Origin of the sequence: Streptosporangium sp. CA-135522, from assembly GCF_050949235.1 — a bacterium.
Taxonomy (GTDB): domain Bacteria; phylum Actinomycetota; class Actinomycetes; order Streptosporangiales; family Streptosporangiaceae; genus Streptosporangium.
Genome location: NZ_CP192026.1, coordinates 2,074,753 through 2,101,747 on the forward strand (window position 1 = coordinate 2,074,753; position 26,995 = coordinate 2,101,747).

General features: G+C 69.6%; 24 protein-coding genes and 1 pseudogene. 16 read left to right on the forward strand and 9 right to left on the reverse strand.

Going from position 1 to position 26,995, the window contains the following annotated elements; all coding sequences use genetic code 11:
- The first annotated feature begins 96 nt into the window (after positions 1–96).
- From ACQPYK_RS10015 to ACQPYK_RS10040, 6 genes are all read left to right on the forward strand, one after another.
- Positions 97–1,368 (forward strand): glycosyltransferase, encoded by a 1,272-nt coding sequence (locus ACQPYK_RS10015; protein ID WP_433253430.1) that lies wholly within the window; start codon positions 97–99, stop codon positions 1,366–1,368.
- 38 nt (positions 1,369–1,406) lie between these two features.
- Positions 1,407–2,813, forward strand: a complete 1,407-nt coding sequence (locus tag ACQPYK_RS10020) for an aminobutyraldehyde dehydrogenase (RefSeq protein ID WP_433253432.1) — start codon at positions 1,407–1,409, stop codon at positions 2,811–2,813.
- A 195-nt stretch (positions 2,814–3,008) separates the two neighbouring features.
- Positions 3,009–5,873 (forward strand): sensor histidine kinase, encoded by a 2,865-nt coding sequence (locus tag ACQPYK_RS10025; RefSeq protein WP_433253434.1) that lies wholly within the window; start codon positions 3,009–3,011, stop codon positions 5,871–5,873.
- A complete protein-coding gene (locus ACQPYK_RS10030) occupies positions 5,870–6,292 on the forward strand; it encodes a roadblock/LC7 domain-containing protein (RefSeq protein ID WP_012888544.1) in 423 nt (140 codons plus the stop codon). The genes ACQPYK_RS10025 and ACQPYK_RS10030 overlap by 4 nt, the downstream gene beginning before the upstream one ends.
- A gap of 129 nt (positions 6,293–6,421) precedes the next feature.
- The gene (locus ACQPYK_RS10035) at positions 6,422–6,703 is read left to right on the forward strand and encodes a DUF742 domain-containing protein (protein WP_031158898.1); all 282 of its coding nucleotides are present in this window, start codon (positions 6,422–6,424) and stop codon (positions 6,701–6,703) included.
- Positions 6,704–6,710: 7 nt separating this feature from the next.
- On the forward strand, positions 6,711–7,250 hold the full coding sequence (locus ACQPYK_RS10040) for a GTP-binding protein (RefSeq protein WP_433253436.1): 540 nt from the start codon (positions 6,711–6,713) through the stop codon (positions 7,248–7,250).
- A 204-nt stretch (positions 7,251–7,454) separates the two neighbouring features.
- Here ACQPYK_RS10040 and ACQPYK_RS10045 read toward each other — a convergent pair whose 3' ends face one another.
- From ACQPYK_RS10045 to ACQPYK_RS10055, 3 genes are all read right to left on the reverse strand, one after another.
- On the reverse strand, positions 7,455–8,228 hold the full coding sequence (locus ACQPYK_RS10045) for an ABC transporter permease (RefSeq protein ID WP_433253438.1): 774 nt from the start codon (positions 8,226–8,228) through the stop codon (positions 7,455–7,457).
- Positions 8,225–8,995 carry an ABC transporter permease gene (locus ACQPYK_RS10050; protein WP_433253440.1) on the reverse strand — a complete coding sequence of 257 codons (771 nt, stop codon included), beginning with the start codon at positions 8,993–8,995 and terminating at the stop codon, positions 8,225–8,227. Before ACQPYK_RS10050 ends, ACQPYK_RS10045 begins: the two co-directional genes overlap by 4 nt.
- A 238-nt stretch (positions 8,996–9,233) precedes the next feature.
- Complete coding sequence (locus ACQPYK_RS10055) at positions 9,234–10,202, reverse strand: ABC transporter substrate-binding protein (protein WP_433253442.1); 969 nt, start codon at positions 10,200–10,202, stop codon at positions 9,234–9,236.
- A 258-nt stretch (positions 10,203–10,460) separates the two neighbouring features.
- Between ACQPYK_RS10055 and ACQPYK_RS10060 the strand changes: the two genes are divergently transcribed.
- Positions 10,461–11,708: a flavin-dependent oxidoreductase gene (locus tag ACQPYK_RS10060; RefSeq protein WP_433253444.1), complete on the forward strand. Its 1,248-nt coding sequence runs from the start codon at positions 10,461–10,463 to the stop codon at positions 11,706–11,708.
- A 93-nt stretch (positions 11,709–11,801) separates the two neighbouring features.
- Here ACQPYK_RS10060 and ACQPYK_RS10065 read toward each other — a convergent pair whose 3' ends face one another.
- The 5 genes and pseudogenes from ACQPYK_RS10065 to ACQPYK_RS10085 all read right to left on the reverse strand — a co-directional run bounded on the left by ACQPYK_RS10065 (position 11,802) and on the right by ACQPYK_RS10085 (position 16,429).
- Complete coding sequence (locus tag ACQPYK_RS10065; RefSeq protein ID WP_433253446.1) at positions 11,802–12,806, reverse strand: methyltransferase; 1,005 nt, start codon at positions 12,804–12,806, stop codon at positions 11,802–11,804.
- A gap of 274 nt (positions 12,807–13,080) precedes the next feature.
- Positions 13,081–13,854 (reverse strand): annotated as a pseudogene (locus ACQPYK_RS10070) (ABC transporter ATP-binding protein); the annotation flags it as partial.
- A gap of 9 nt (positions 13,855–13,863) precedes the next feature.
- Positions 13,864–14,655 (reverse strand): ABC transporter permease, encoded by a 792-nt coding sequence (locus tag ACQPYK_RS10075; protein ID WP_433253448.1) that lies wholly within the window; start codon positions 14,653–14,655, stop codon positions 13,864–13,866.
- Positions 14,655–15,449, reverse strand: coding sequence for an ABC transporter permease (locus ACQPYK_RS10080; protein WP_433253450.1), 795 nt, complete (start codon positions 15,447–15,449; stop codon positions 14,655–14,657). Before ACQPYK_RS10080 ends, ACQPYK_RS10075 begins: the two co-directional genes overlap by 1 nt.
- The gene (locus ACQPYK_RS10085) at positions 15,446–16,429 is read right to left on the reverse strand and encodes an ABC transporter substrate-binding protein (RefSeq protein ID WP_433253452.1); all 984 of its coding nucleotides are present in this window, start codon (positions 16,427–16,429) and stop codon (positions 15,446–15,448) included. The genes ACQPYK_RS10080 and ACQPYK_RS10085 overlap by 4 nt, the downstream gene beginning before the upstream one ends.
- Before the next feature lie 482 nt (positions 16,430–16,911).
- Here ACQPYK_RS10085 and ACQPYK_RS10090 point away from each other — a divergent pair, with 482 nt between their 5' ends.
- The 5 genes from ACQPYK_RS10090 to ffh all read left to right on the forward strand — a co-directional run bounded on the left by ACQPYK_RS10090 (position 16,912) and on the right by ffh (position 23,196).
- The gene (locus tag ACQPYK_RS10090) at positions 16,912–20,007 is read left to right on the forward strand and encodes a nitrate- and nitrite sensing domain-containing protein (RefSeq protein ID WP_433253454.1); all 3,096 of its coding nucleotides are present in this window, start codon (positions 16,912–16,914) and stop codon (positions 20,005–20,007) included.
- A gap of 43 nt (positions 20,008–20,050) precedes the next feature.
- Positions 20,051–20,464 carry a roadblock/LC7 domain-containing protein gene (locus ACQPYK_RS10095; RefSeq protein ID WP_197048434.1) on the forward strand — a complete coding sequence of 138 codons (414 nt, stop codon included), beginning with the start codon at positions 20,051–20,053 and terminating at the stop codon, positions 20,462–20,464.
- Positions 20,465–20,590: 126 nt separating this feature from the next.
- Positions 20,591–20,947 carry a DUF742 domain-containing protein gene (locus ACQPYK_RS10100; protein WP_433253456.1) on the forward strand — a complete coding sequence of 119 codons (357 nt, stop codon included), beginning with the start codon at positions 20,591–20,593 and terminating at the stop codon, positions 20,945–20,947.
- Between the two features lie 13 nt (positions 20,948–20,960).
- Positions 20,961–21,521: a GTP-binding protein gene (locus ACQPYK_RS10105; RefSeq protein ID WP_433258747.1), complete on the forward strand. Its 561-nt coding sequence runs from the start codon at positions 20,961–20,963 to the stop codon at positions 21,519–21,521.
- 118 nt (positions 21,522–21,639) lie between these two features.
- On the forward strand, positions 21,640–23,196 hold the full coding sequence (gene ffh / locus ACQPYK_RS10110) for a signal recognition particle protein (protein WP_433253458.1): 1,557 nt from the start codon (positions 21,640–21,642) through the stop codon (positions 23,194–23,196).
- Positions 23,197–23,431: 235 nt separating this feature from the next.
- Here ffh and ACQPYK_RS10115 read toward each other — a convergent pair whose 3' ends face one another.
- Entirely contained in the window at positions 23,432–24,640 is a 1,209-nt protein-coding gene (locus tag ACQPYK_RS10115) for a hypothetical protein (RefSeq protein WP_433253460.1), read from the reverse strand.
- Between the two features lie 269 nt (positions 24,641–24,909).
- Here ACQPYK_RS10115 and rpsP point away from each other — a divergent pair, with 269 nt between their 5' ends.
- The 4 genes from rpsP (at position 24,910) to trmD (ending at position 26,989) form a co-directional block, all read left to right on the forward strand.
- Positions 24,910–25,371: a 30S ribosomal protein S16 gene (gene rpsP, locus ACQPYK_RS10120; RefSeq protein ID WP_433253462.1), complete on the forward strand. Its 462-nt coding sequence runs from the start codon at positions 24,910–24,912 to the stop codon at positions 25,369–25,371.
- A gap of 1 nt (position 25,372) precedes the next feature.
- Complete coding sequence (locus tag ACQPYK_RS10125; RefSeq protein ID WP_012888562.1) at positions 25,373–25,615, forward strand: RNA-binding protein; 243 nt, start codon at positions 25,373–25,375, stop codon at positions 25,613–25,615.
- Positions 25,616–25,704: 89 nt separating this feature from the next.
- Positions 25,705–26,220, forward strand: coding sequence for a ribosome maturation factor RimM (gene rimM, locus ACQPYK_RS10130; protein WP_433253464.1), 516 nt, complete (start codon positions 25,705–25,707; stop codon positions 26,218–26,220).
- 1 nt (position 26,221) lies between these two features.
- On the forward strand, positions 26,222–26,989 hold the full coding sequence (gene trmD, locus ACQPYK_RS10135) for a tRNA (guanosine(37)-N1)-methyltransferase TrmD (RefSeq protein ID WP_433253466.1): 768 nt from the start codon (positions 26,222–26,224) through the stop codon (positions 26,987–26,989).
- The last annotated feature ends 6 nt before the right edge of the window (positions 26,990–26,995 follow it).

The window sequence follows — 26,995 nt, forward strand, 5'->3', positions numbered from 1 at the left end:
CGCGGAGGTCCATGATGACCGTTTTTTAGCGCTTTAGCTAGATCTGAGAATTGAACCATTCTTCAAAGCCGGAATTTCCTCTCACCTGGAGGCGCGATGTCCCTCACGATCCTGTTCATGCCGGAGAGCGCCTACGGGCCGACGAACAACTGCATCGGTATCGGTGACATTCTCCGCAAGCGTGGCCACCGGGTCGTTTTCGCAGCTGAAGCCTCATGGAAGGGAAAGCTGGAGGCTCTCGGATTCGAAGAGGACCTCGTCGATCTCGCGCCGCCGGCCGAGGAGGAGCAGGACCCCGGGCAGTTCTGGAAGGATTTCATCCGGGACACCGCGCCGGAATATCGGAAGGCGACTTCGGCGCAGCTGGAGACGGTGACCAAGCCGATCTGGGACGCGCTCATCGACGGCGTCAAGTACTGCGAGCCGCAGCTTAAGGAGATTATCGAGCGCGTTCAGCCGGATGTGATCGTCGAGGACAATGTGATCACTTTCCCGGCGCTGCTCACCGCCGGAAAGCCGTTCGTCCGCATCGTCTCCTGCAACCCGCTGGAGGTGCGCGGCGAGGGCGTCGCCCCGGTCTTCTCCGGCCTGCCCGCCGACGACCGGTCCGAGTGGGACGCCTTCCGCGCCGAGTACGACCGGACCCACCGCGAGGTCTGGACCGCCTTCAACGAGTGGGTCGTCGCCCAGGGCGCCCGGCCGTTGCCGGACCTCGACTTCATCCACGAGGGCGACCTGAACCTCTACGTCTTCCCGGAGATCGTCGACTACACCGGCGCCCGGCCGCTGGGCGACTCCTGGCACCGCCTGGACTCCTCGGTCCGCGAGACCGACGGCGGCTTCGAGCTGCCCGCGTCGCTGGCCGAGCGGGACGGCGCGCTGGTCTACTTCTCGCTCGGCTCGCTCGGCTCGGCGGACGTCGCGCTGATGCAGCGGGTCATCGACGTGCTGGGCGCCACCCCGTACCGTTTCATCGTCTCCAAGGGTCCCCTGCACGAGGAGATCAAGCTCGCCGACAACATGTGGGGCGCCGAGTTCGTCCCGCAGACCAAGATCATTCCTATGGTCGATCTGGTGATCACGCACGGCGGCAACAACACCGTCACCGAGGCGCTGCACCTCGGCAAGCCGATGATCCTGCTGCCCCTGTTCTGGGACCAGTACGACAACGCGCAGCGCATCCACGAGCTCGGCTACGGCGTGCGCCTGGCCACCTACACCTTCACCGACGAGGAGCTGACCGGCGCGCTGGACAGGCTGCTCGGCGACGCCGGGCTCCGTGAGCGCCTGGCGGCGGCCGGTGAGGAGATCCGCCGCCGCGACGGCCTGCGCAAGGCGGCCGACCTGATCGAGCAGGCCGGAGCCTGAGAACTCTGAGCACCACCATCACGAGGGAAGTCAGTTCCATGGGCAAGTTGATCAACCCGGCAAGCGGCGAGTTCCTGCGGGAGGCGCCGGACACCCCGGTCGCCGAGGTGGCGCAGGCCGTACGGCGGGCACGGGCGGCCTACGAGGAGTGGGGCAGGGCCACCCCGGCGGAGCGGGCCAGGGTGATGCTGCGCTTCGCGGACCTCGTCGAGGCCGACGCCGAAGAGCTCACCCGGCTGGAGGTCGCCGAGACCGGCAAGCCCGCGGCGGTGTTCCGTGACGGCGAGCTGCCGTTCGCGGTCGACAACCTCCGCTTCTTCGCCGGTGCGGCCCGCTCGCTGGACGGCACCGGGGCCGGGGTGCTCAGCTCCGGCTACACCTCGGTGCTGGTCCGCCGCCCGGTCGGGGTCGTCGGGTCGATCGCCCCGTGGAACTTCCCTCTCGTGATGGCCGTCTGGAAGCTCGGCCCCGCCCTCGCCGCGGGCAACGCGGTGGTCATCAAGCCCGCCCCGCAGACGCCGGGCACCACGCTCCGGCTGGCCGAGCTCTTCTCCCGGGCTGGAGCGCCCGAGGGGCTGCTTCAGGTGGTCCTCGGCGACGCCGAGGTCGGCGAGGCCCTGGTCACCGACCCGGGTGTGGACATGGTGAGCGTCACCGGCTCCACCGAGACGGGCCGGGCCGTCATGCGCGGGGCGACCGGCTCGCTGAAGCGGGTCCACCTGGAGCTCGGGGGCAAGGCCCCGGCGCTCGTCTTCGGTGACGCGGACCTGGCCGAGATGGCCAGGGGAGTGGCCATGGGCGCGACCTACAACACCGGCCAGGACTGCACGGCCGCGACCCGCGTCTACATCTCCCGCGAGGTCTACGCCGAGGCCGTCGAGGCGCTTCACGCGACGCTGGGGCGGATCACGGTGGGCGACCCCTGGGACGAGCCGACCGACATCGGCCCGCTGATCTCCGCCGGGCACCGGGCGCGCGTGCACGGCTTCGTCGAGCGTGCCCGCACCGCGGGCGCCTCGGTGCTCTGCGGCGGCGCCGCGCTGGACGGTCCCGGCTTCTACTACCCGCCGACGCTGATCACCGACGCCCGGCAGGACAGCGAGATCGTCCAGGGTGAGCTTTTCGGGCCGGTGCTGGTCGCCCTGCCGTTCGATGGAGAGGACGAGGCGATACGGCTGGCCAATGACACCCCTTACGGTCTAGCCTCTTCGGTCTGGTCCGGTGACGTGGCCCGGGCGCTTCGCGTCTCGCATCGCCTCGATGTGGGGGTGACCTGGGTCAATGATCACCTGCCGATCGCATCTGAAGCGCCGCACGGCGGGGTCAAGGGAAGCGGATTCGGCAAGGACATGAGCCAGGAGGCCGTCCAGGAGTACTCCGTGACGCGCCATCTGATGATCAAACATCAGGCTCCCGAGGCCAGAGAATCGTTCCGGCCCGCCTGAAACGATGGGACAAATATCCCTTTTGTGGGGATTTGTCAAGCTTTACTCCATTCGAAGTGACATAAAGGATGTGCTCAAATTGCTTTCGCCGCATCCGCACCCGGCGAGGGGTTACGTAGGCCAGTGATGACACAAGACCGCCGGAGCCACCGTGCGTCAGGGGTGGGCAGCCGTCTCCTGCCGTCGAACTGGCGTGTGCGTCCCCGTCTGGTCGCGCTGATTCTGCTTCCCACGGCGGCGGCCGTGGGGTTGTCCGGCATCCAGCTCACCAGCTCGCTGGCCAGGGCCGACGAGTACCACAAGATGACCCAGGTCGCCTCGCTCGTCGAGCAGCTCGGCACCCTCTCCCACGAGATGGGCGAGGAGCGCGACCTCACCGCCTGGTACATCGCCGACAGGCACCGTCCTTCCCGGCTCCTCAAGGTCAAGCAGCAGCGCGAGGCGGTCGACCAGGTCAGCGCGCAGGTGCAGAAGTCGATCGACACCCTGGAGAAGGGGCAGGGGAGCCGCGTACTCGCCGAGACCTCCCAGGTGAGCCGCTGGCTGAAAGGGCTGCGCGGCCTGCGCAAGCCCATGGAGTCCGGCGTGCTCCCGCGCGCGACCCTCAGCATCTACACGCGGATGATCAGCGACTTCATCACCCTCCACGACGACCTCAGCCGCAGCGGCGGCGACGATCGCCTGATCGGTGACGCGCTCGCGCTGGGCGCGCTGACCCGGGCCAAGGAGCAGGTCGCCGTCCAGCGAGGTGTCCTGCTCGTCGGCCTGCAGGAGCACAAGTTCGACTTCGACGACCCCGCTCTGTTCCTGGGCGCCCATCAGAGCCAGCTCAGCGAGCTGGCCTTCTTCCGGGCGACCGCCTCTCCGACCGATATCAAACGCTTCGACGAGACGGTCAGCGGCCCGAAGATCGACCGGGCCGACTCGACGACCGCGCTGATCCGGTCCCGCATGCGCGAGTCCAAGCCGCTGCCCTTCACCCTCATGACGCGCAACGAGATCAGCAACTGGTTCAGCTCCTCCACCGCGATGGTGGACGGCATGCGGACCGTCGAGCGCGGCATCGCGGCCGCGGTCGTCGCCCGCAGTAAGGAACTGGAGAGCGCCGAACAGCGCAGCGCCACCGTCTCCGGTGCCGCGATCCTCATCCTGCTGATCATGATCCTGCTCGTCACCGCCTGGGTGGCCGGCACGCTGGTCCGCCCGCTGCGCACGCTGCGCAGCGAGGCGCTCGAAGTGGCCGACACCCGGCTGCCCGAGACCGTCCGCGCGCTACGCGAGTCCGGAGACCTGGCTCCCAACATCGAGGTGCCCTCCATCGGAGTGGCCTCCCGGGACGAGATCGGGGAAGTGGCCCGAGCCTTCGACGAGGTCCACCGCGAGGCGATCCGGCTGGCGGGCGACGAGGCCCGGCTGCGAAGCAACGTCAACGCGATGTTCGTCAACCTCTCCCGCCGCACCCAGTCGCTCGTGGAACGCCAGATCGACCTCATCGACGACCTGGAGCAGGGCGAGCAGGACGACAACCGGCTGGCCAGCCTCTTCAAGCTGGACCACCTGGCCACCCGCATGCGCCGCAACTCCGAAAACCTCCTGGTCCTCGCCGGCCAGGAGCAGAGCCGCAGGTGGAGCGAGCCGGTCCCGCTGAGCGACGTCGTGCGCGCCTCGCTGTCGGAGGTCGAGAACTACGAGCGGGTGGCCCTCCGGGTGGAGGCCGGCACCTCGATCATCGGCTCGGCCGTCAACGACATCGTCCACCTGATCGCCGAGCTGGTCGAGAACGCCATCTTCTTCTCGCCGCAGGACACCAAGATCACGGTGAGCAGCAACGGCAACGAGACGGGCGCCATCATCCTGGCGGTGACCGACGCGGGCATCGGCATGAGCGACGAGGAACTGGCCGAGGCCAACCGCCGGCTGTCGGAGCCTCCGGCGGTGGACCTGTCGGTCTCCCGCCGCATGGGCCTGTTCGTGGTCGGCCGTCTGGCCATGCGCCACGGCATCCGCGTCCAGCTCCGCCGCCCGGAGGTGGGCGGCCTGAGCGCCGTCGTCATGCTCCCCGTGCAGGTGGTGGCCCAGTCCGGGATGTCGGAGATGTCGCTGGCCGGGCAGATCCCGTCGCAGCCGCAGTTCGGCTCCATGCCGAAGTTCGGCTCCATGCCGGATCCGGACCCGTTCGGCGCAGGGCCCAAGCCCGACCCGTTCGGCACCGTGTCGGGCTCGAACACGTTCGGCTCCCTCCCCACGCGAGGACCCGCCAACCGGGCGCCCTCGCTGCCGGAGACCCCCGCCCCGCCGCCCCCGGCTCCGGCGACGTCCGACCTCTGGTCGGCGCCGGTGGTGTCGGCCTCCGCGGTGGAGGACCTGTGGTCGTCGCCCTTCACGTCGGTCCCGGCGCCTCCGGCCACCCCGCCCGCGGCGCCGCTCTCGCAGCCGTCGTTCCCGCCGTCCTGGCCGGAGGTGCCGCCGGTCGACCCGTGGACGCCGCCGCAACAGGAGGCGGTGGACAGCACCCAGAACCTGCCCGCGGTGGAGGTGTCGGCGACGGAGGCGGATCCGGAGGTGTTCCTGCCGATCTTCGCGGCGGTGGGCTCCGACTGGTTCCGCAGCAGTTCCTCCGTCGAGGGCGCTCCCGTACAGGACGCCGAACCCGCCCTCGAATCCACCGAGCTTCCGGTCAGGCAACGGCCGCTGGACCGGCAGGCACAGCCGCTTCAGGAGGTCGCCCAGCCGTTGCCGGTCAGGCAGCCCAGGCAGAGCTCGCAGTCCGCCCAGCGGCAGCCGTGGAGCACCCCCGCCGATCAGGGCTGGGCCGCCGCCGAGGTGGCCAAGAAGCCCGTGGAGGGCGGCACGACCGGAGCCGGTCTGCCCAAGCGGGTGCCCAAGGCGAACCTCGTCCCCGGATCCGCCTCGGCGGCTCCGGCGGCGCCGGCGCCGGCGATGCCCCCGATCTCGGCGGAGCGGGTGCGCAGTCGTCTGTCCAGTTTCCAGCAAGGCGTACGGCAGGGCCGCGCTGAGATGAACGAGCGGTCCAACGCCGTCGAGGGAGAGAAGCAGTGAACCACCAACTCAGTCAGGCCGCGCGCGGCTTCAATTGGCTGATCACCGAGTTCGTCAAGGAGATGCCCGGGGTCGCCCACGCGGTCATCGTGTCCGCGGACGGCCTTCCACTGGCCTACTCGCAGGGTTTTCCCAAGGACCGCGCCGACCAGCTCGCCGCGATCACGGCCGGCCTGATCAGCCTCACCCAGGGAGCCTCCCGGGTCTTCGAGGGCGGCCCTGTCGCCCAGACCGTGATCGAGATGCAACGGGGCCTTCTGCTGACCATGTCGATCAGCGACGGCTCCGCGCTCGCCGTACTGGCCTCACCGGACTGTGACATGGGTCTGGTGGCCTACCAGATGACTTTGCTGGCGGAGCGTGCCGGACAGGCGCTCACGCCCGCTCTTCGAGCTGAGCTGCAGTCAGCTCAGCGATAGGGAGGTGATATGGACGCACCAGGATGGCGTGGACCGGGGGAGGAAACCCCGCACACGTCTCAGGCCAAGAGCGGGCGAAATCGTCTGATTCGCCCCTACGCTGTGACCGGGGGAAGGACCGCCCCTCGGATGCAGCTCGCACTCGAGGCGCTGGTCTCCTCGGCGACGTTCGTGAGCGTGGATACGGGCACGCTCTCCACGGAGTATCAGGCGATCATCTCGCTGTCTCAGCAGGTGCGTTCGGTGGCGGAGCTCTCCGCGCTGCTGCGCATGCCGCTGGGCGTGACCCGGGTCCTGATCGCGGACATGGCGGCCGAGGGCCTGGTGCAGATCCACCAGCCGTCACTGGATGCCGGAAAGCCGGATCTCAACTTGCTTGAAAGGGTGCTCAGTGGGCTTCGCAGGCTCTGACGCCGGAATGACGTCAACGAAGATCGTTGTCGCCGGAGGATTCGGTGTCGGCAAGACGACCTTCGTCGGCGCGGTCTCCGAGATCATGCCGCTGACCACGGAAGCGGTGATGACAGAGGCCAGTGCGGAGGTCGACGACCTCTCGCACATCCCGACCAAGCGGACCACCACGGTGGCCATGGACTTCGGCCGGGTTTCGCTGGACCGTGACCTGATCCTGTACCTGTTCGGTACGCCGGGTCAGCACCGGTTCTGGTTCATGTGGGACGACCTCGTCAAGGGCGCGATCGGTGCGATCGTGCTCGTCGACACCCGGCGGCTGGCCGACAGCTTCCCGGCGATCGACTACTTCGAGGAGGCCGGCCTGCCCTTCGTCGTGGCCCTCAACGGCTTCGGCGGCTCACATATCCACGGTGAGGAGGAGGTGCGGGAGGCTCTGACGATCTCCCCGCACATTCCCGTCGTCCGGACCGACGCCCGGTCCCGCGACGCCGTGAAGACGACCTTGATCACCTTGGTCGAGCACGTCCTCACCCTGCGGGTCTGAAGCCACGGTGTGGGGCGCGCCCTCGATCGGCGCGCCCCACACCGTGGCCGCACCGTGCCCGCGCGTGCCCGTCCCGCGCCGTGCCCTGGGTGCGTCCTCGCCGTGCGCGTCCCACCCGCGAACCCCTGGTGCGTCTCACGCCGTGCCCGTTCCGCCGCGTGCCCGGACCCTCCGCCGATACGGGAGCCGAGAGGGGCGGCCGCGTCAGGTCCTGGCCAGGTGCCAGGCGAGAACACGCCGCTCCACCCGCAGGAACGCCGTGTTGAGGACGAAACCCAGCAGGCCGATCAGGGTGATCGCCGACCACATCGACGGGATGTCGAGCTCGCTCTGGGCGACCAGCATCCGGTAACCGATGCCCTCGGTGCTGCCGACCAGCTCCGAGACGATCATCATGATCAGGGCGAGCGAGACGCTGAGGCGCAGGCCCGCGAAGATCTTCGGAGCCGCGGCCGGGAGGATGACCAGGAGCAGCCGCCGGACCCGGTTCACCCCGAAGACCTGGGCGGTCTCCAGATAGCCGCGGTCCACGTAGCGGGCGCCGTCCACAGAGTTGATCAGCACCGGCCACGTGACGCCGAACACGATCGCGGCCACCTGCATCGGGCTTCCCACGCCGAACAGCAACAGGAAGATCGGCAGCAGGGCGGGCGGGGGGATGGACCGGCCGAGCTGGATCAGCGGGCCGGCGTAGTCCGACAGCCGGGTCGACCGGCCGACGGTGACTCCGGCGACGATCCCGGCCAGGCACGCCACGCTCCAGCCGAGCAGCAGCCGACCCAGGCTGGGCAGCACGTTGCCGAGCGCGTCGTCGGTCAGGAAGAGCCGGGTGGCCGGCCCGGAGAACCACATCTCGTGCAGGCGGGTCACGATCACCGTGGGCGGCGGGAAGTAGACCGCCTGGGCCCGGCGGGTCAGCAGCTCCCAGGCGGCGAGCGTGGCGGGCACGATCCACCACCGGGCCGGCAGGCCTCTCACCCGGACTCCCCGGCCCCGGCCCCGTGCCAGCGGAACAGCCGGCGCTCGGCCGCGACCAGCAGGGTGTTGACGGCCAGGCCGATGACGCCGGTCCAGACGACGGCGGCGAGCATCACCTCCCGCTGGTTGCCGGCCGCCGCGTCGCTGAGGAAGGTGCCGATTCCCGTGCCTCCCGCGACCAGCTCCACGCTCACCGCCACGATCAGGGCGACCGAGCTCGCGATCCGCACGCCGGTGACGACGAACGGGGCCGCGCTGGGCAGCGCGACCCGGACCACGACCGCCAGCGGGCCGAAGCCGAAGCTTCGCAGGGTGTCCTTGGCCACCGGGTCGACCTCCCGCAGGCCGTACATCGTGTTGATCAGCAGCGGCCAGGACGCGGCGAACACGATGAGCGCGACCTTGGCCTGCGCTCCGTCGGTGAACAGGAACAGGGCGAGCGGGATCAGCGCCACCGACGGGATCGGCCGGAGAAACTCGATCAGCGGGCGCAGCGTGCTCTCCGCCACGGGCACCGTGCCCAGCAGCAGCCCGGCCGGAACGGCGATCGCCACCGCGAGCAGCAGCCCGCCGCCGCAGGCGAGCAGAGTGTGGCCCGTGCCGGACAGGAAGGACGGGTCGATCACGAGCCCGGCCGCCCTGACCGTCACGGTGGAGGCGAGCGGCAGCAGCAGCGGGTCGATCAGCCCGGTGCGGCCGAGCGTCTCCAGCACGGCGAGGAACACCGCGACACCGGCGACGCCCCGGCGGACCCTGCGCAGGTTCAACGCTCGCGCCTCCTCACGGCACGCTCGCGCCCTCTCACGGTACGGCCGCGCCTTCTCACCGTAGGGCCGTGCCTTCTCATGGCAGGGCCGAGCCCCCTACGGCCGGCAGGGCCGGGTCCCCTACGGCACGGCCGCGCCGCTGACGGTGCTCTCTGCGGTGCTCTCTGCGGTGCTCTCCGTGGGGCTTTTCGGTGCTGCTTTCCGGCGGCGCGGTATCCCGGTGTCCGGGCGGAAGCCGTCATCGCGCGACGAGGGCGGTGGCATCGATCTTGGTCTTGGTCAGCCCGAACTCGGACATGAGGTCGGCCACCCGCTGGATCCGGGCGGCGTCCAGCGAGGTGCTGAACGTGGCCAGGGTCATCTTGGCCGCCACGTCGGCCGGGATCCTGGTGTAGCGCGGGACCACCCTGTCGATCTCGGTCCGGTCGGCGGCGGCCAGCTTCTGCGCCTTGCCCAGAGCGCGCTGGAAGGCGGCGGCGGTCTTCGGATTCGCCGACACCCACGCGGCACTGGCCGCCCAGCCGTCCAGGGGCAGTCCCTCGGTCGGGCCGGTGAGGGTGTCGATCAGCAGGCGGGCCGAGAGGTCCTTCTTGGCGGCCGAGATGTAGGGCTCGGTCATCCAGGCGGCGTCCACCCGGCCCGCCCGCAGGGCGGCGAGCTGCTCGGCGAAGGGCACGGGCACGAAGCTCACATCCGTGGGGGCGAGACCGGCGGCTTTCAGGTGGGCGCTGATGGTCACCTCGCCGAGCGCCTTGACCACGTTGACCGCGATCTTCTTGCCCCTGAGGTCCTTGATCTCCTTGATCGGCGAGTCTCCGGTGATCATCACACCGTTGACGCCCGGCGCCGCCTGCTGGGACTCCACCAGCATCTTGAGCTTGGTCACCCCGGAGTCCTGGATGGCGATCAGGGAGACGTAGCTGGTCAGGAAGGCGTCGATGCCACCGTTGAGGATCTTCGGCATGACGGCCTGAGGCGCCTGGATCGTCTCGGTCTTGACCGTGAGGCCCTCCTGTTTGAAGAAACCCTTGTCGATGGCGATGAACAGCGACGCGGCCGAGGGAACGGGCACCACGCCGACGGTTATCTCGGTCTTCTCCGGTCCGTCGCCGGTCGCGGGGCGGGCGGTGCCGGTGCCCGCCCCGCCGCACGCGCTGAGCAGCAGTGCGGCCACCAGGCCGGCCAGGCAGGCACGTCCGACTCTCATGAACTCTCCTTCGGGCGGGTCGTGAATTTCATGAGTGGAATGGGAACGGGCCGGCGCGCCCAATGGTCCCCGTCCCCGTGGCCTTGAAGTGAAAGTGACTCTAGCGGAGGTAATTCGGCTCGGCCATGGTGATTTCATCAGGCCATTCCCCGACGCAAGTCGGCCGGAATCAACAATTAAGGCAAGACATAAGGCGATGAGTTATGATCTTCGGTGTATATCGGTTCTGCGAATTCGCGGCCGGATTGTGAGGGACGCATGCGCGTAGTGGTCGTCGGTGCGGGGATCGGCGGTCTCGCCGCCGCGCTCAGCCTTCACGCCGCCGGAATCGAATGCCTGGTCGTCGACGCGGTCACGCAATTGCGCCCGCTGGGCGTGGGTATCAACATCCAGCCCCACGCCGTCAGGGAACTCACCGAACTCGGGCTGGGCGGCGAACTCGCGCGAATCGGCGTCCCGACCAGCTTTCAGACCTACACCGACCGTTTCGGCGGCACGATCCTGGCGTTGCCCAGGGGGAGAGCGGCCGGCTACCGCTGGCCGCAGTACTCCGTGCACCGAGGTGTGCTGCAGATGTCGCTGCTGGCCGAGGCGCGCCGCCGGCTCGGTGAGGAGGCGGTCAGGACCGGCCTGACCTTCCGGGACGTCGTCGAGGGGCCGGAAGGGGTCATCGTCTCGTTCATGGACGTGCGCACGGGCGATCCGGTCGAGGTGGCCGCCGACGTGCTGGTCGGCGCCGACGGCATCCACTCGGCCGTGCGGGCCCGGCTGCATCCGGACGACGGGCCGCTGCTGTGGGGCGGTGTCCGGATGTGGCGGGGGATCACGGCGAGCGGGCCGTTCCTGGACGGGGCCACGCTGGCCGTCGCGGGGTCCAACCTGTCCTGCAAGTTCGTGGCCTATCCGATCTCGCCGGACCGGACCCGGATCAACTGGGTCGCGGAGGTGAAGGTGGCCGAGGGCGGGCCGGTCCCGGTCGCGGACTGGTCGCGGGAGGGACGGCTGGAGGACGTCCTGCCGCACTTCGCGGACTGGAGGTTCCCCTGGCTGGACGTACCGGAGCTCATCAGGGGAGCCGGACGGATCCTGGAATACCCGATGGTGGACAAGGATCCGCTGCGGTCGTGGGGCCGGGGTCGGGTGACCCTGCTCGGCGACGCCGCCCACCCGATGTATCCGGTCGGATCCAACGGCGGATCGCAGGCCGTGCTCGACGCCCGGGTGCTCGCCCGGTCCCTGGCCCTGTCCGGCCCGACCGAGGGCCTGGTCGCCTACGAGGAGGAGAGAAGGACCGCCACCACCCCTCTTGTCCTGGCCAACCGGGAGATGCCCATGGAGCGGACGCTCGCGACGGTCGCCGCGAGGGCGCCGCTGGGCTTCGGTGACATCTCGGAGGTGCTCACCCCTGAAGAACTGGCCGAAATGGCGGCGGGCCAGCGCCGGATCACCGACATGGACGTCAGGTTCCTCAACGAGCGGGCCTCCTGGAGCGTCGAGGGCCGGTGACGCGTGCCTCCGCGTCACCGGCCCTTGCGACACCCGGATCCGCCGGGCCGATCCGACCGGCCCGGCGGATCGCCGGCCGGTCGAGCGGGGCGGTCAGATCGGCAGGGCCTCGACGATGCCGGCGCCGCCCGGCAGTTCCACCTGACGACCGAGCCGGAACCCGGCCTTGCCCAGCAGTTCGCCGTACTCGGAGACGCTGCGCTCCATACCCTCGCCGAACAGGGCGAGCATCCGCATGTCGACGTCCTTGCTGATGTGGGCGCTGTCGTCGTCCGGCACCACGAACTCCACCAGGAGCACCCGGCCGTCGTCGGCGATGACGTTGCGGATGTTGCGCAGGATCCGCACGGCGTCCTCGTCGGACCAGTTGTGGATCACGCTGCCCAGCATGTAGGCGTCCGCGCCGGCGGGCACCGAAGTGAAAAAGTCACCGCTGACGCATTTACACCGATCTTCAAGACCGGCCTCCGCGAAGTACTCCCGGGAACCCGGGACCACCTGTTCCAAATCGAACAGAATTCCCCGCACATTTGAATGGGCTTTCAGGACCGCCGCCAGAATGTGACCCTTACCACCGGCCACGTCCACGAGGGTGCGCACGCCGGAGAAGTCGTAACGGGAGGCCACAGCCTCCGCGAACGGCAGGGCGCGGGCCACCATGTAATCGTCGAACAGGCGGCCGGCCTCGGAATTGTCCTTGAGATATCCGTAGAGGGGCCCGTGCCGCTCGACGAAGGCCGACCTGCCGGTGCTGACGGTCTGCGCGACCGTGCCCATGCCGTACCAGAAGCCTTCTTCGGCGATCATCCGTACGGCGGGCCGCAACGAGCCCGGCGCGTCGGTGCGGAGCGTGGCGCCCGCCTCGGTCAGCGCGTAGACGCCGGGCGTCGTCGTCGCCACGATGCCCATGGCGGCGAGCTGGCGCAGCACCCGGGCCAGCGCGGGCGGGTGCGCCCGGCAGCGCGCCGCGAGTTCGTCGACGCTCAGCGGTCCGTCCTTCAGATGGTCGGCGCAGCCCAGCTCGGCCATCGTGGCCAAGGCGGCGAAGCGGGACACCCCGCCGATCGCGTCCCAGACCGGTGCCTGCGGATCGCTCATTGACAGTCCTCTCTTTTCAGGAGGCGGAGGCGGGCTGGCTTTTCTCCTCGGAGGGGGAGGCCGCCTCGCTCTCTTCGGGCTCTTCGGGAAGGTCGTCGTCTTCGGGAAGGGAGGCGGCCTGGCCGTCTTCGGGAAGGTCGTCGTTTCCGGGAAGGGGAGCGGCCTGGTCGTCTTCGGGAAGGTCGTCGTCTTCGGGAAGGGAGGCGGCCTGGCCGTCTTCGGGAAGACCGTCGTCCTCGGGAAGGGGGGTCGGTCGGCTTTCCTTTCCGGATGGGGAGGCCGGCTCGCTCCGCATGCCGCGGACCAGGCGGCCGACCTCGGCGCGCAGGTGCACGAAGTCGGGGTGCTCCCGTGTGGTGATCTGGTCGCGCGGTCCCGGGAGGTCCACGCGGAGGTCGCCCACGATCCCGGCCGGAGCCTTGGACAGGACCACGACACGGTCGCCGACGTAGACGCTCTCGTCGATGTCGTGCGTGATGAGCACGATGGTCATGTTGTGGTGGCCGCGCACCTGCAGGGTCAGGTCCTCCAGCTCCTCGCGGGTCTGGGCGTCCACCGAGCCGAAGGGCTCGTCCATCAGCAGCAGGGCGGGACGGTAGGCCAGGGCGCGGGCGATGGAGACCCGCTGCTGCATGCCTCCCGACAGCTGCCAGGGGTATTTGGCCGCGGCCCCGGCCAGGCCGACCTGCTCCAGCGCCTCCAGGGCGGCCTCTCTGCGCTGCTTTTTGTCCATCCCCTTACGGCGCAGCGGGAGGGAGATGTTGTCGGCCACCGACATCCAGGGGAACAGCGAGCGGCTGTAGTCCTGGAAGACCACGGCCAGGTTGTCCGGCGTCTGCTCGACGGGGGCCCCGTTGAGCACGACCTGGCCGCCGGTGGGCCGCAGGAGCCCGGCGATGGAGCGCAGCAGGGTGGACTTGCCGCACCCCGAGGGGCCGACGATGCACACCAGCTCGCCCTCGGCGACCGACAGGTCGATGCCGCCCAGCGCGTTGTGGGCGCTCGGTCCGCTGCCGTAGGTGTGGGTCAGATTCGAGATCTCAAGCACAGCAGGTCCTCAGGTCGTCTGCTTGGCGGCCCGGTGCCAGGACAGGACGCGTCGTTCGGCCGCGAGGAACGCCGAGTTGAGCGCGTACCCCAGGACACCGAGTATCACGATGGTCCCCCACATGCCGGGCAGGTCGTAAGACCTCTGGGATTCCAGGAGCTGGAAGCCGATCCCGTCGGTGCTGCCTACCAGCTCGGAGATGACCATCAGGATCAACGCCAGCGACAGGCTGACCCGCAGGCCGGCGAAGATCTTCGGCATCGCCGAGGGGAGGATGATCTGGAACAGGCGCTGCCCGCGCGACAGCCCGAAGACCCTGGCGGTGTCCAGGTACTGGCGGTCGACGTGCCGGGCACCCTCGGTGGCGTTGATCATGACCGGCCAGATGATGCCGAACACGATCACGTTGATCTGCATCTGCGGGCCGATGGCGAACAGGGCCATGAAGAACGGCAGCAGCATGGGCGGCGGGATGGCCCGGGCGAACTGCACGAGCGGGTCCACGAACCGGAAGAACACCGGGAATCGGCCCAGCGCGAGCCCGACGGCCGTCCCGACCACTCCCGCCAGCGCCCATCCGGCCAGCAGTCGGCCGATGCTGGTCGGGATGTTGGCCAGTGCCGCGTCGGTGAGCCAGAGCCGTTCGGCCGGGCCGGTCAGCCACATCTGGTACATGCTGGTGGCGATCTTCGTCGGTGGCGGGAAGGAGAGGTTCTCCGCGGCGCGGGTGACGAGCTCCCACACCACCAGCGCCACCGGCACCGCCCACAGACGGCCGGCGACGCGCAGGAGGCGTTTCATCAGACCACCTCGGTCCGGGCGGTGTGCCAGCGGAAGATCCGCCGCTCCGCCAGCACGAACAGGCTGTTGGACACCATGCCGATGACCCCGGCCCAGATGGCGGTGGCGATGATGTACTCCATCGCGTCGCTGCTGCCGCCGGCCTCGATGAGGAAGACGCCGATGCCGCTGCCGCTGGATCCCCCGGCGAGCAGTTCGGTGCTGATGGCCACGATGAGGGCGATGGCCGAGGCCAGCCTGACCCCGGTGGCGACGAACGGCGCGGTGCTCGGCAGCGACACCCGCCACAGCACGGCCAGCGGGCCGAACCCGAAGCTGCGCAGTGTCTCCTTGGCGAGCGGGTCGACGTCCTTGAGGCCGTACAGCGTGTTCATCAGGACCGGCCAGCACGACGCGTAGACGATCAGCGTGACCTTCATGTCGAACTTGTCGGAGAACAGCGCGAGCGCCAGCGGGACCAGCGCGAGCGACGGGATCGGGCGCAGGAATTCCAGGACGGGCCGGAGCGCGGTCTCCACCCGGGGCAGGGTGCCGAGCACGAACCCGGCGGGCACGGCGACCGCGACGGTGAGCAGCAGGCCCAGGGCCCAGGCGCCGAGGGTGGAGACGACGCCGCTCAGGAATCCCCCGTCGGTCGCGAGCCGGGCCGCGCGGGCGAGCACCTTCGAGGCCAGCGGGAAGGCGATCGGACTGATCAGCCCGATCCGGCCGGTTGCCTCCAGGACGCAGAACAGCCCTGCGGCGCCCAGGGCGCCGCAGAGCAGTCTGCTGTTCAGGAGGCGTCGTCCGATCACCCGGAGTTTCCGATGATGAGGGACTTGGCGTCGAGCTTGCTCGTCAGGTAGCCCTGCTCCAGCATCAGATCGGCCACCCGCTGCAGCCGGGTCGCGTCAAGGCTGGTGGGGAAGGTGCCGAGCGTGATGACGGCGGCGGTGGCCGCGTCGATGCCCTTGGTGTAGGTCGGCAGGATCTCCTCGACGGCCTTGCGGTCGGAAGCCGCGACCTGCTGGCCCTTGGCGATCGCCCGCTGGAAGGCGGCGACGGTCTTGGGGTTCTTGGTCGCGTAGTCCTCGGTGACGATGATGTCGGCGATGGGGAAGTCGGCGGTCGAGTCGACCATGGTGTCGGCGAGCTTCTGGGCGCCGATGTTCTTCTGCACCGCGGTCAGGTGCGGCTCGGTCATCCAGGCGGCGTCGACCAGGCCCTGCTTCAGCTTGTCGGCCATCTCCGGGAAGGGGAACTCCAGGAACTGGACGTCCTTCTCGGTCAGCCCGTGCGTCTTGAGCACCGAGGTCACCGCCAGGGTGCCGATGTTCTTCTTGCTGTTGACCGCGATCTTCTTGCCCTTGAGGTCGGCCGGGGTCTTGATCGAGGAGTCCTTCGGCACCATGAGGTTGAAGGCGTTAGGGGTCGCCTGGTAGAGGTCCGCGATGATCTTCAGCTTGTTGCCGGCCGACGCGGCGAGGAACGTCGAGACGTAGTTGCTCTGCGTGGCGTCCAGCGAGCCGCCCAGCAGGCTCTGCTGCGCCTGCGCGCCGCCCTGGACGGGCTGGATGTTGACCGTCAGGCCCTCTTCTTTGAAGAAGCCCCTTTTGTTGGCGATGTAGAGTGCGGCCGAGTCGGGGATGGGCAGCGCGCCAATTTCGATCTTGGTCTTTTCGAGGCCGCTCGCGCCGGCGGTCTCGGTCTTGGTGTCCGAGCCACCGCACGCGCTCAGCGCCAGCACGGCGGCTAGGCCTGCGACGACCGCCCGGCTCGCAAGTCTGAACCTCATCGGGTCTCCTTAGCTGCGTTTCACCGCCCCGGCCGGACCTCGCTGAAGATAGCGGGCGACATGGAGGTAGTCCCGGGAGGCATGTGATCAAGGGGGGTATGCCGACCGCGGATCAGAGTAGCGGAGTAGATCGGCCAAATTACAAATATCGGCCGAAAGGCCCAAAGGGATCTTAATCGGGCTTGCTTACTCCGCGTCCATGAATCGCAACGGCGGAGATTTGTCTAGCCGCCCCAGTCAGGGGTGTCAAGAAAGGTGTTTCACCACTTTGTGAAAGTTTGCACGTGACCGGAGAGTGACTGTCCGGTTACGGGTCCTATGTGGTGGTTAGGTACAAAAAGCGAGTTATGTGCTGTTGGCCGAACTCTTCCGGCTGTGCTCCAATAACCCCTACCCCATGGATGCGTCGGCGTCACCTGCACATCACCTGCGTGACGCGATCCCCTCCAAGCAGACGATCCGAGGAGAGGCAGCGGAGGCCAGTGAGGACAGCGTCAATCCCCAGCGAACGCGAATCCGGGTCGGCACCGCCCCCGGCATTCGACGCCCAGGGGGTGCCGCCGGAGGGCGGCCCGGCTCCGGACCTCGACGGTCGTGGGTCTGACAAGAACGGGCCCGAGCGCAAGAACGGCAGCAGACTCGCGCTCAAGAACTGGCGTGTGCGGTCGAGGCTGATCGCGCTCATCGTCATCCCCACCGCCGCCGCGGTCGTCCTGGGCGGCCTGCGGGTGGTCACGTCGATCAACACCGCCGCCGAGTACGAGCGGGTGCGCAGCAGCACCGAGCTCGTCGCCGACCTGAGCGAGCTGGCGCACGACCTGGAGACCGAGCGCGACCTGTCGGCCCGCTTCGTCGCCCAGGGCCGCAGCACCGTCGGCCGGGCGAGGCTGCGCGAGCAGTACAAGGCCGCCGACCGGCTGGTCAACGGGGTGAAGGACCGCATCGACCTCCTCGTCGGCGGCGACGACGCCGAGGCCTTCGGCGAGCGGGGCAAGGCCGAGCTCGTCCAGATGCGCAGCCGCATCGGCGAGCTGGGCAGCATGCGCAAGATCGCGGTCGAGACCCAGCTCCCCGCCCAGCCCACGATCGCCATGTACACCCGGACGATCACCGACCTGCTGGCCCTGCACGACGAGATCATCCAGGGCGTCTCCGACCGGGAACTGGCCGGTGGCGCGAGCGCGTTCGCCGCCCTGGCCAGAGCCAAGGAACAGGCCTCCAGGGAACGGGCGAACCTCGCCGTCGCCCTCGCCACCAGGGCCTTCACCCCCGAAGGTCTCAACGCCCTCCTGGCCGCGCGGGCGCAGCGCGACAGCGAGCTCGCGAGCTTCCGCTCCGAGGCGTCGGTCTCCCAGCGCCAGTTCTACGACGACAACGTCAGCAGCCAGAAGAAGGACCGCGCGGAGTCCATGCGCGCCCGTGCCCTCGTCCTGGCCCTCGACGAAGCCCCGCTCCTGCACGTCGACGTCTCCAGGACCGGCAACGGCGACCAGACGACCTGGTTCGACGCCTCCTCCGACACCATCGAGCGAATGCGCACGGTGGAGAAGCAGATGGCCGGCACCCTGATCGCGCAGAGCCGCGTCCTGCAGGAGTCGGAGCAGCGCGGCGCGCTGATCGCCGGAGGGCTGAGCGTCCTGCTGCTCATCCTCGTCCTGATCGTCACCTCGGTCATGGCGCGGTCGCTGGTCAGGCCGCTGCGCACGCTGCGCACCGAGGCGCTGTCCATCGCCGGTGAGCGCCTTCCGGAGACCGTGCAGGGCATGCGCGAGAGCGGCGAGGTCGCGGCCGAGGACGTCACCCCGATCGGGGTGGCCTCCGATGACGAGATCGGCCAGGTCGCCCGGGCGTTCGACGAGGTCCACCGCGAGGCGGTCCGCCTGGCGGGCCAGGAGGCGACGCTGCGGAGCAACGTCAACGCGATGTTCGTCAACCTCTCCCGGCGCAGCCAGACCCTGGTCGAGCGCCAGCTGTCCCTCATCGAGAGCCTGGAGCAGGGCGAGCAGGACGAGAACCGACTGGGCAGCCTCTTCCGGCTCGACCACCTGGCCACCCGCATGCGCCGTAACTCCGAGAACCTCCTGGTCCTCGCCGGCCAGGAGCCCGCGCGCCGGTGGAGCCAGCCGATCCCCCTGATCGACGTGGTCCGCGCCTCGCTGTCGGAGGTCGAGAACTACGAGCGGGTCGATCTGCGGCTCTCCGGCGGCGTGTCCGTGGCCGGCACCTCCGTCAACGACGTCGTGCACCTGATCGCCGAGCTCGTGGAGAACGCGATCTCCTTCTCCCCCCGGGAGACCAAGGTCATCGTGTCCAGCAACCGCATCGACGGCGGTGGCGTGATGGTCTCGGTGACCGACATCGGCATCGGCATGACCCCCGAAGAGCTCGGCCAGGCCAACTGGCGGCTGGCCAACCCGCCGGTGGTGGACGTCTCCGTCTCCCGCCGCATGGGCCTGTTCGTGGTCGGCCGGCTGGCTCTGCGGCACGGCATCCGCGTGCAGCTGCGCCAGCAGGACAGCGGTGGCCTGACCGCCATGGTGCTGCTTCCCGAGACCCTGCTGTCCATCTCCGGTCCGGTGCCGGGCACCCAGGGCGTGGCGCCGGGTGCCGACTGGGCGGGATCCATGGGCACGATGGACCGGGCGCCCGCGCTGGCCAGCCCCACCTCGCTCGACCCCGCGCGGCCGGCGTTCGCCTCGTTCGACGCCGCCCAGCAGGACTTCAACTCCTTCGACATCGGCCGGCAGTTCAGCTCCTTCGACGCCGCCCACCCCTCCCTGAGCAGTGGCTTCTTCGGCCAGTCGGCACCGGTCGACACCCCCTGGCCCGGCCACGTGCCGCCGCCGAGCGCCGAGCCCGCCGCCTGGCCGGGCACCTCCCAGGCCGACACCGGCATCTGGCCGAACCCGCCGTCCCGCGAGGGCGACTCCGGCATCTGGCCGAACCCGCCGTCCCGCGAGGGCGACTCCGGGATGTGGCCCGACCCGTCCCGTGAAAGCGAATCCGGAGGATGGGCGTCCGACGTCGACTTCGGGTCGTTCGAGCAGCGCCCCTCCGAAGCGGCCGACAACACCGGCCCGCTGCCGGTGGTCCGCGACTCCTCGCCCATGGAAGAGGCGAAAGAGGAGTTCCTGCCGATATTCGCCGCGGTCGAGTCCGACTGGTTCAGGAAGGTCGAACCCGCCGCCCCCGCCCAGGACCTGACCGAGGAGCTCAAGGAGAGCGCCCCGCCCCAGCCCGCCCCGAGCTCCGACGCCTGGTCCTCACCGGCGGACGTGGGCTGGCAGGCGGCCCGGGCGGCGAGCGAGCCCTCGCTCGGCGGGATCACCGGATCCGGGCTGCCCAAGCGGGTGCCCAAGGCGAACCTGGTGCCCGGAACGGCCGCACCCGACGCGGGCGCGGCCCCCCAGACCCCCGTGCTCCGACCGACCGTCTCCCCCGAGGCGGTGCGCAACAGGCTGGCGAGCTTCCAACAGGGAGTACGGCAGGGCCGCGCGGTGGCCAGAGGCGAAGCCGGTGACGGGCAGCCGTATCCCGACTTCGGTCGGGGCGTTGAAGGAGACAAGGAGGACCGGTGAGCGAGCTCATCTTGGTCGCCAAGGAGGATGACACGTGCGCGAAATGAGCCAGGCCGCCCGGGGGGTCAATTGGCTGATCACCGACTTTGTGAACAACGTCCCTGGCGTTGCGCACACGGTCGTGGTGTCGGCGGACGGTCTGCCGTTGGCGTATTCCGACGGGTTCCCCCGGGACCGGGCGGACCAACTGGCGGCGGTCGCGGCCGGTCTGATCAGCCTGACCCAGGGAGCCTCCCGGGTCTTCGAGGGCGGTGCCGTCACCCAGACGGTGGTGGAGATGCAGCGAGGGCTGCTCCTCATCATGTCGATCAGTGACGGATCCTGCCTCGCCGTACTGGCCGCCGCCGACTGCGACATGGGTCTGGTGGCCTATCAGATGACCCTGCTCGTGGAACGAGCGGGACAGGTGCTGACGCCCGCCGTCCGCGCCGAACTCCAGGCCTCCCACCCCAGGTGAGGACGATGATCCTAGGAGGGTGCTGTGGCAGGCCGCGGCTGGGCTGGTGAAGGTGACCCGCGGGGCGGGTCACCTTACCAGTCGATGGACGATCCCTACCGACAACAGGGGGGTCCTTCACATCTCATGCAACCGGCGCCGGCGGAGCAGAGCTCCCTGGTCCGGCCCTATGCCGTGACCGGGGGGCGAACCGCCCCCCGGACCCAGCTCGCCATGGAGGCGTTGGTCTCCTCGGCGACATCCGCACATCATGATCTATCCACCCGCACTCCGGAGTATCAGGCGATCAGCGCCCTGTGCCGGCAAGTGCGTTCGGTCGCTGAGATCTCCGCGATGCTCCGCATCCCGCTCGGCGTTACCCGGATCCTGGTCGCGGACATGGCGGCCGAGGGTCTTCTCCAGCTGCATCAGCCGCAGCTGGACGCGGGCAAGCCGGATCTCAACCTGCTGGAAAGGGTGCTCAGTGGACTTCGCAGGCTCTAGCCGCGGCGGCGGCCTGACATCGACGAAGATCGTCGTCGCCGGTGGATTCGGTGTGGGTAAGACCACGTTCGTGGGAGCGGTCTCGGAGATCCTGCCGCTGACCACGGAGGCGGTGATGACCGACGCCAGCGCCGGTATCGACGACCTCGGTCTCACTCCGAACAAGACCACCACCACGGTCGCGATGGACTTCGGCCGTGTATCGCTGGACCGGGACCTGATCCTGTACCTGTTCGGCACGCCGGGCCAGCACCGGTTCTGGTTCATGTGGGACGACCTGGTGCGTGGCGCCATCGGCGCGATCGTGCTCGTCGACACCCGGCGCCTGGCCGACAGCTTCCCGGCGATCGACTACTTCGAGGAGGCCAAGCTCCCCTTCGTGGTCGCGGTCAACGGCTGGGACGGGACCTACCTGCACGGTGAGGAAGAGGTACGGGAGGCGTTGACGCTGGCGCCGCACATCCCGATCTCCCGGACCGACGCGCGCTCGCGTGAGGCGGTGAAGGCCACGCTGATCACGCTGGTCGAGCATGCGCTGACCGTGCGGATGGCCGTTCCCGGCTGGGGCCGCTGACCGCCCGGACGAGCGTCCCCCGGTGGGGTCGCCGACCGCCGGGGCGTTAGTCGCGCCTCCCAACGGATAGGCTGGGGGGTCGAGTCGCAGACCTGTAGCGCAGAGGCTGGCCAATCACGTGTTCGAGACGCTTTCCGACCGGCTCACATCGGTCTTCTCCTCCCTTCGTTCCAAGGGTCGGCTGTCCGACGCCGACATCGACGCGACCTGCCGCGAGATCCGCATCGCGCTGCTCGAGGCTGACGTCGCGCTGCCCGTGGTCAAGACGTTCGTCGCCCAGGTCAAGGAGCGCGCCCGCGGCGTCGAGGTCTCCCAGGCGCTGAACCCCGCACAGCAGGTCGTCAAGATCGTCAATGACGAGCTGATCGAGATCCTCGGCGGCGAGACCCGGCGGCTTCGCTACGCGAAGAACCCGCCGACCGTCATCATGCTCGCGGGCCTGCAGGGTGCCGGTAAGACCACCCTGGCGGGCAAGCTCGCTCGCTGGCTCCGGGACCAGAGCCACACGCCCATGCTGGTCGCCGCCGACCTTCAGCGTCCCAACGCGGTCCAGCAGCTCCAGGTCATGGCGGAGCGCGCGGGGGTGGCGGTCTACGCGCCCGAGCCCGGCAACGGCGTCGGCGACCCGGTCGCCGTCGCCCGCCAGTCGATCGACCACGCCAGGCGGCAGCAGCACGACATCGTCATCATCGACACCGCGGGCCGCCTGGGCATCGACCAGGAGCTGATGAAGCAGGCCGCCGACATCCGCGACGCGGTCTCGCCCGACGAGGTCCTGTTCGTCGTCGACGCCATGATCGGCCAGGACGCCGTCTCCACGGCCCAGGCCTTCATGGAGGGGGTCGGCTTCGACGGCGTCGTGCTCACCAAGCTCGACGGCGACGCCCGCGGCGGTGCCGCGCTGTCGGTGCGGCACATCACCGGCAAGCCGATCATGTTCGCGTCCACCGGTGAGAAGCTCGAGGACTTCGACGCCTTCCACCCGGACCGGATGGCCTCCCGCATCCTCGACATGGGTGACATCCTCACCCTGATCGAGCAGGCCCAGAAGACCTTCGACGAGCAGGAAGCCGCCAAGATGGCGAGCAAGCTCGCCTCGGGTGAGGGCTTCACGCTGGAGGACTTCCTCGAGCAGATGATGATGGTCCAGAAGATGGGCCCCATCAAGAACCTGCTCGGCATGATGCCCGGCATGGGACAGATGCGTGAGCAGATCAACCAGGTCGACGACCGTGACCTGGACCGCATCGCCGCCATCATCCGCTCGATGACCCCGGGCGAGCGCCAGAATCCCAAGATGATCGACGGCTCCCGCCGGGCCCGCATCGCCAAGGGGTCCGGTGTGACGGTGACCGAGGTGAACGGCCTGGTCACCCGCTTCTTCGACGCGCAGAAGATGATGAAGAGGATGGCCGGCGGGATGGGCATCCCCGGCATGCCCGGCAGCCGCAAGGCGAACAAGGCCGCCCAGAAGAAGGCGGCCAAGGGGCGCCGGGTCAGCGGCGACCCCCGCAAGGCCGCGCTCGGCAAGGGTTCCTCCGATTCGGCCGCCCCCGACGGCGCGCCGAAGCCGGGTGGCGCCCTGGGCAAGCTGGGCGCCGGTCAGCTGCCGCCCGGTCTTGAGCTGCCGCCGGGCTTCGACCCCTCGAAGTTCCGGCTTCCCGGGCAGAAGTGAGCGACGACGGGTTCAACCGGCGGGCCCGGTGGATCTGGGTGGCCATCGTGGTGGGCTTCATCGCGGTGACGGCTCTGGAACTGCTGGGAGTGCGGCCCAAGTAGAACGTGGGAGACGGGGGTGGCGGACGGATCCGCCACCCCCGTCTCGCTCTTGCCCGCCCCTCCACCTCCGCTCGTCCCTCACTCGCCTTCCGTCCGCCCCCACGCGACACTTCGGCCGCCGGATGGAACGGTCACGCCGCAGGCCGTGCGCAGCCGGCCGGTATGGCCAGCGTGGTCAGCAGTGACCGGACGAACGGCGACCCGTCCTCCGCCGCGCCGGCGGTCTCTGCCGTGGTCCGTTCGCCCGTGGCCCGCTCACTCGTGGCCGGACGGGCGAACGCCGGCGCCTGGGGCGGCGTGAGGTCCGGCGCCGGTGGCGGCGTGCCGAGCGCGGGCCGTGGCGACGTAGGGTCCGGTGCCGGCGGGGTGCCGAGCCTGGGGGCCGGCGGTGACGTGCCGAGCACGGGCGCCATGAGGGTGCCGAAGGTGGACGCCCGTGCCGGGCCGGGCACGAGCGCCGAGGGCGGGGTAGAGCTCGGTGCGGGCGTCGGTGCCGAGGATCGTGCGGTGCTCGGCGTCGGTGTCGGCCTCGCCGCCGGGGTCGGGGTCGGTACCGAGGGCGATGCCGGTGCCGGTGCCGACGGCGGTGCCGGTGTCAGCGTCGGGATGGTCCCGGCGCAGCGGACGCCGACGCCGCCGAGGGTCACCACGGCGAGCGGCCCGTCATAGACGACGGCACCCGCGTCGTCGAACATGCGCGCGCTGATCGAGAGGGTCATCGCGGCCTCGGCGGCCGCCTTCCCGGTGCCGGCGTGCGGCGAGGTCCTCTGCACGTCGGTCCTGACGACCACGAGGACCGCGCTCGCCACCGCGGGATAGCCGAGCTGGGCGCCCGTCGCGGGGACGCTCGTCGTCCCGGCCTCCACCGGCCTGCCGAGCACGGTCACGGTGCCGGGAAGGGCCATGACCGACGAGTGGGCCGGACCGGACGGCGTCCAGCCGGCCGAGGTCCGCACCATGCCCGTCACCAGCAACGGCTGCCCGGCCCGGCGGTTGAGCCGGAGCCGCTCGACGCGGAGCCTGCCGGCGGCCTCCCAGGAGACCGGTGTGGCGACCCTCGCCCGGAGCCGCCTGCCGCTCAGCGCGACGAAGGCCCGCACGCCGTCGGGATCGTCCCAGTCACCGTAGTCCTCCCCTCCGGAAGGACCCGCGAAGGCGCGGCCCCAACTGCCGGCGAACGCGTCCTGGCCGACCGCCGGGATGCCGCGGATCTCCAGTTCGAGGCCTCTGGCCAGGACGAACTCGCCGGTGTCGGCGGTCGCTCGCATGACGAGCACGGCGCCCAACACGGCGATGGACCCGGTCGCGGTCAGCAGCAGGGATCTCAGGGTGGTTGCCACGGCGGTCATTTAGCGCAGCAGGGCGAGCCGTCCAGCACCCCGGACACACATGGATTACCGAGATTTGCCCTCTGCGGGCCGTACGAGATGGGCGCCGTTTGGCCGGGCACTCCCATGCGTCTGGCACAATGACATGTTGGAACATCGTGACCACGTGGGTGCCCTCTCACTCCCGCGTGCCATGCCTGTCCCTACGAACGGTCCTCTCCTCGTGCCCCACTCGATGAGATACCGCTCACCCACGCTCTAATGCAGGAGAGACCACACCAGTGGCAGTCAAGATCAAGCTCAAGCGGCTCGGCATGATCCGCAACCCGCAGTACCGCATCGTCATCGCCGACAGCCGCACCAAGCGTGACGGCCGGGCGATCGAGGAGATCGGCCTGTACCACCCGAAGGAGAACCCCTCGCGCATCGAGGTCGACGCCGAGCGGGCGGCTTACTGGCTGGGTGTCGGCGCGCAGCCGACCGAGCCCGTGCTGAAGCTCCTCAAGCTCACCGGTGACTGGCAGAAGTTCAAGGGCGAGCCGGCTCCGGCTCCGCTCCTGGTCGCCGAGCCCAAGGCCGACCGGCACGCCGCCTACGAGGCCGCGGCCAAGGAGGCGCTGTCCCTGGACGCCGCCGCCACCACGCCGAAGAAGCCGGCCAAGAAGGCTGTGAAGGCCGACGAGCCCGCCGCTGAGACCCCGGCTGAGCCGGTTGCGGAGGAGAAGCCGGAAGGCGAGGCCTGAGGTGCTCGAGGAGGCCCTCGAGCACCTGGTGAAGGGCATCGTCGAACATCCCGACGAGGTCCAGGTTCACGCTCGCCGCATTCGCAGCGGGCGTGTGCTTGAGGTCCGGGTCCACCCCGAGGACCTCGGCAAGGTCATCGGCCGTGGTGGCCGTACGGCCAAGGCGTTGCGCACCGTCGTGAACGCCTTGGGCGACGGCAAATACGTTCGGGTCGATCTACTCGACCTGAACGAGGCCCGCTAGCCGATACGAGATCCATCGAGTGAACGGGTCACCCACCCAGTGGGTGGCCCGTTTGCTTTCCCGACACACGATCACTTTGGGAGGCGGGCGTGCAGCTTGTCATAGGCCGGATCGGCCGCCCGCACGGGCTCCGCGGCGATGTGTCCGTGGAGGTGCGCACCGATGACCCGGAGCGGCGCTTCGCCCCGGGAACGGCCCTCGCCACCGACCCCGCGTCGGCCGGTCCGCTCGTCGTGGAGTCCCGGCGCTGGCACTCCGGGATCCTGCTGATCAGGTTCGAGGGCGTCAGCGACCGCAACCGCGCCGAGGACCTCCGCGGGACCACCCTCGTCATCGACTCGGCGGACATCCCGCCGTCCGACGACCCCGACGAGTTCTACGACCACCAGCTGATCGGCCTCGCCGTGGTCACCCCCGACGGCGAGCGCGTCGGAGAGGTGACCGACGTCCTCCACCACGGTCAGGACCTGCTCGTCGTACGGCGGCAGGGCGCCGAGGTCTACGTGCCGTTCGTCAAGGCGCTGGTCCCGGTGATCGACCTGGACAAGGGCATCCTCGTGGTGGACGGACCCGCCGGTCTGCTCGACCCGGACGCGATCGTCTGACATGCGCATCGACGTCATCTCGATCTTCCCCGAATACTTCGCCCCGCTCGACGTCTCCCTCATCGGCAAGGCGCGAGAGCGCGGCATTCTCGACGTCCACCTCCACCAGCTGCGCGACTGGGCCCACGACGTGCACCGTACGGTGGACGACACCCCCTACGGCGGCGGACCCGGCATGGTCATGAAGCCCGGCCCGTGGGGAGAGGCCATCGACGCCGTCCTCGCCGCCGACCCCGCCACGCAGCCCAGAATCATCGTGCCCACCCCTAGCGGGGTGCCCTTCACCCAGAAGCTGGCCATGGAGTACGCCTCCGAACCGTGGCTGCTGTTCACCCCGGCCCGCTACGAGGGCATCGACTCGCGGGTCATGGCCGAGTACGGCGCGCGCATGCGCGTGGACGAGGTCAGCATCGGCGACTACGTGCTCGCCGGCGGGGAGGTGGCGGTGCTGGTGATGGTGGAGGCCGTCGGACGGCTGCTGCCCGGCGTGCTCGGCAACGCCCACTCGGCCGTGGACGACTCGTTCGCGCCGGGGGCGATGGAGAACCTCCTGGAGGGGCCGGTCTACACCAAGCCGCCCGAATGGCGAGGACGCGAGGTCCCGGAGATCCTGCTGTCCGGACACCACGGCAAGATCGCCCGGTGGCGGCGGGACGAGGCGCTCCGCCGTACCGCGAGGAACCGTCTCGAACTGCTGGCCGCGCTCGATCCGGAGAGTCTGGACAAGCGTGACCGGCAGGTCCTGTCAGAGTTCGGTTTCCCCTGCTGACCGCGG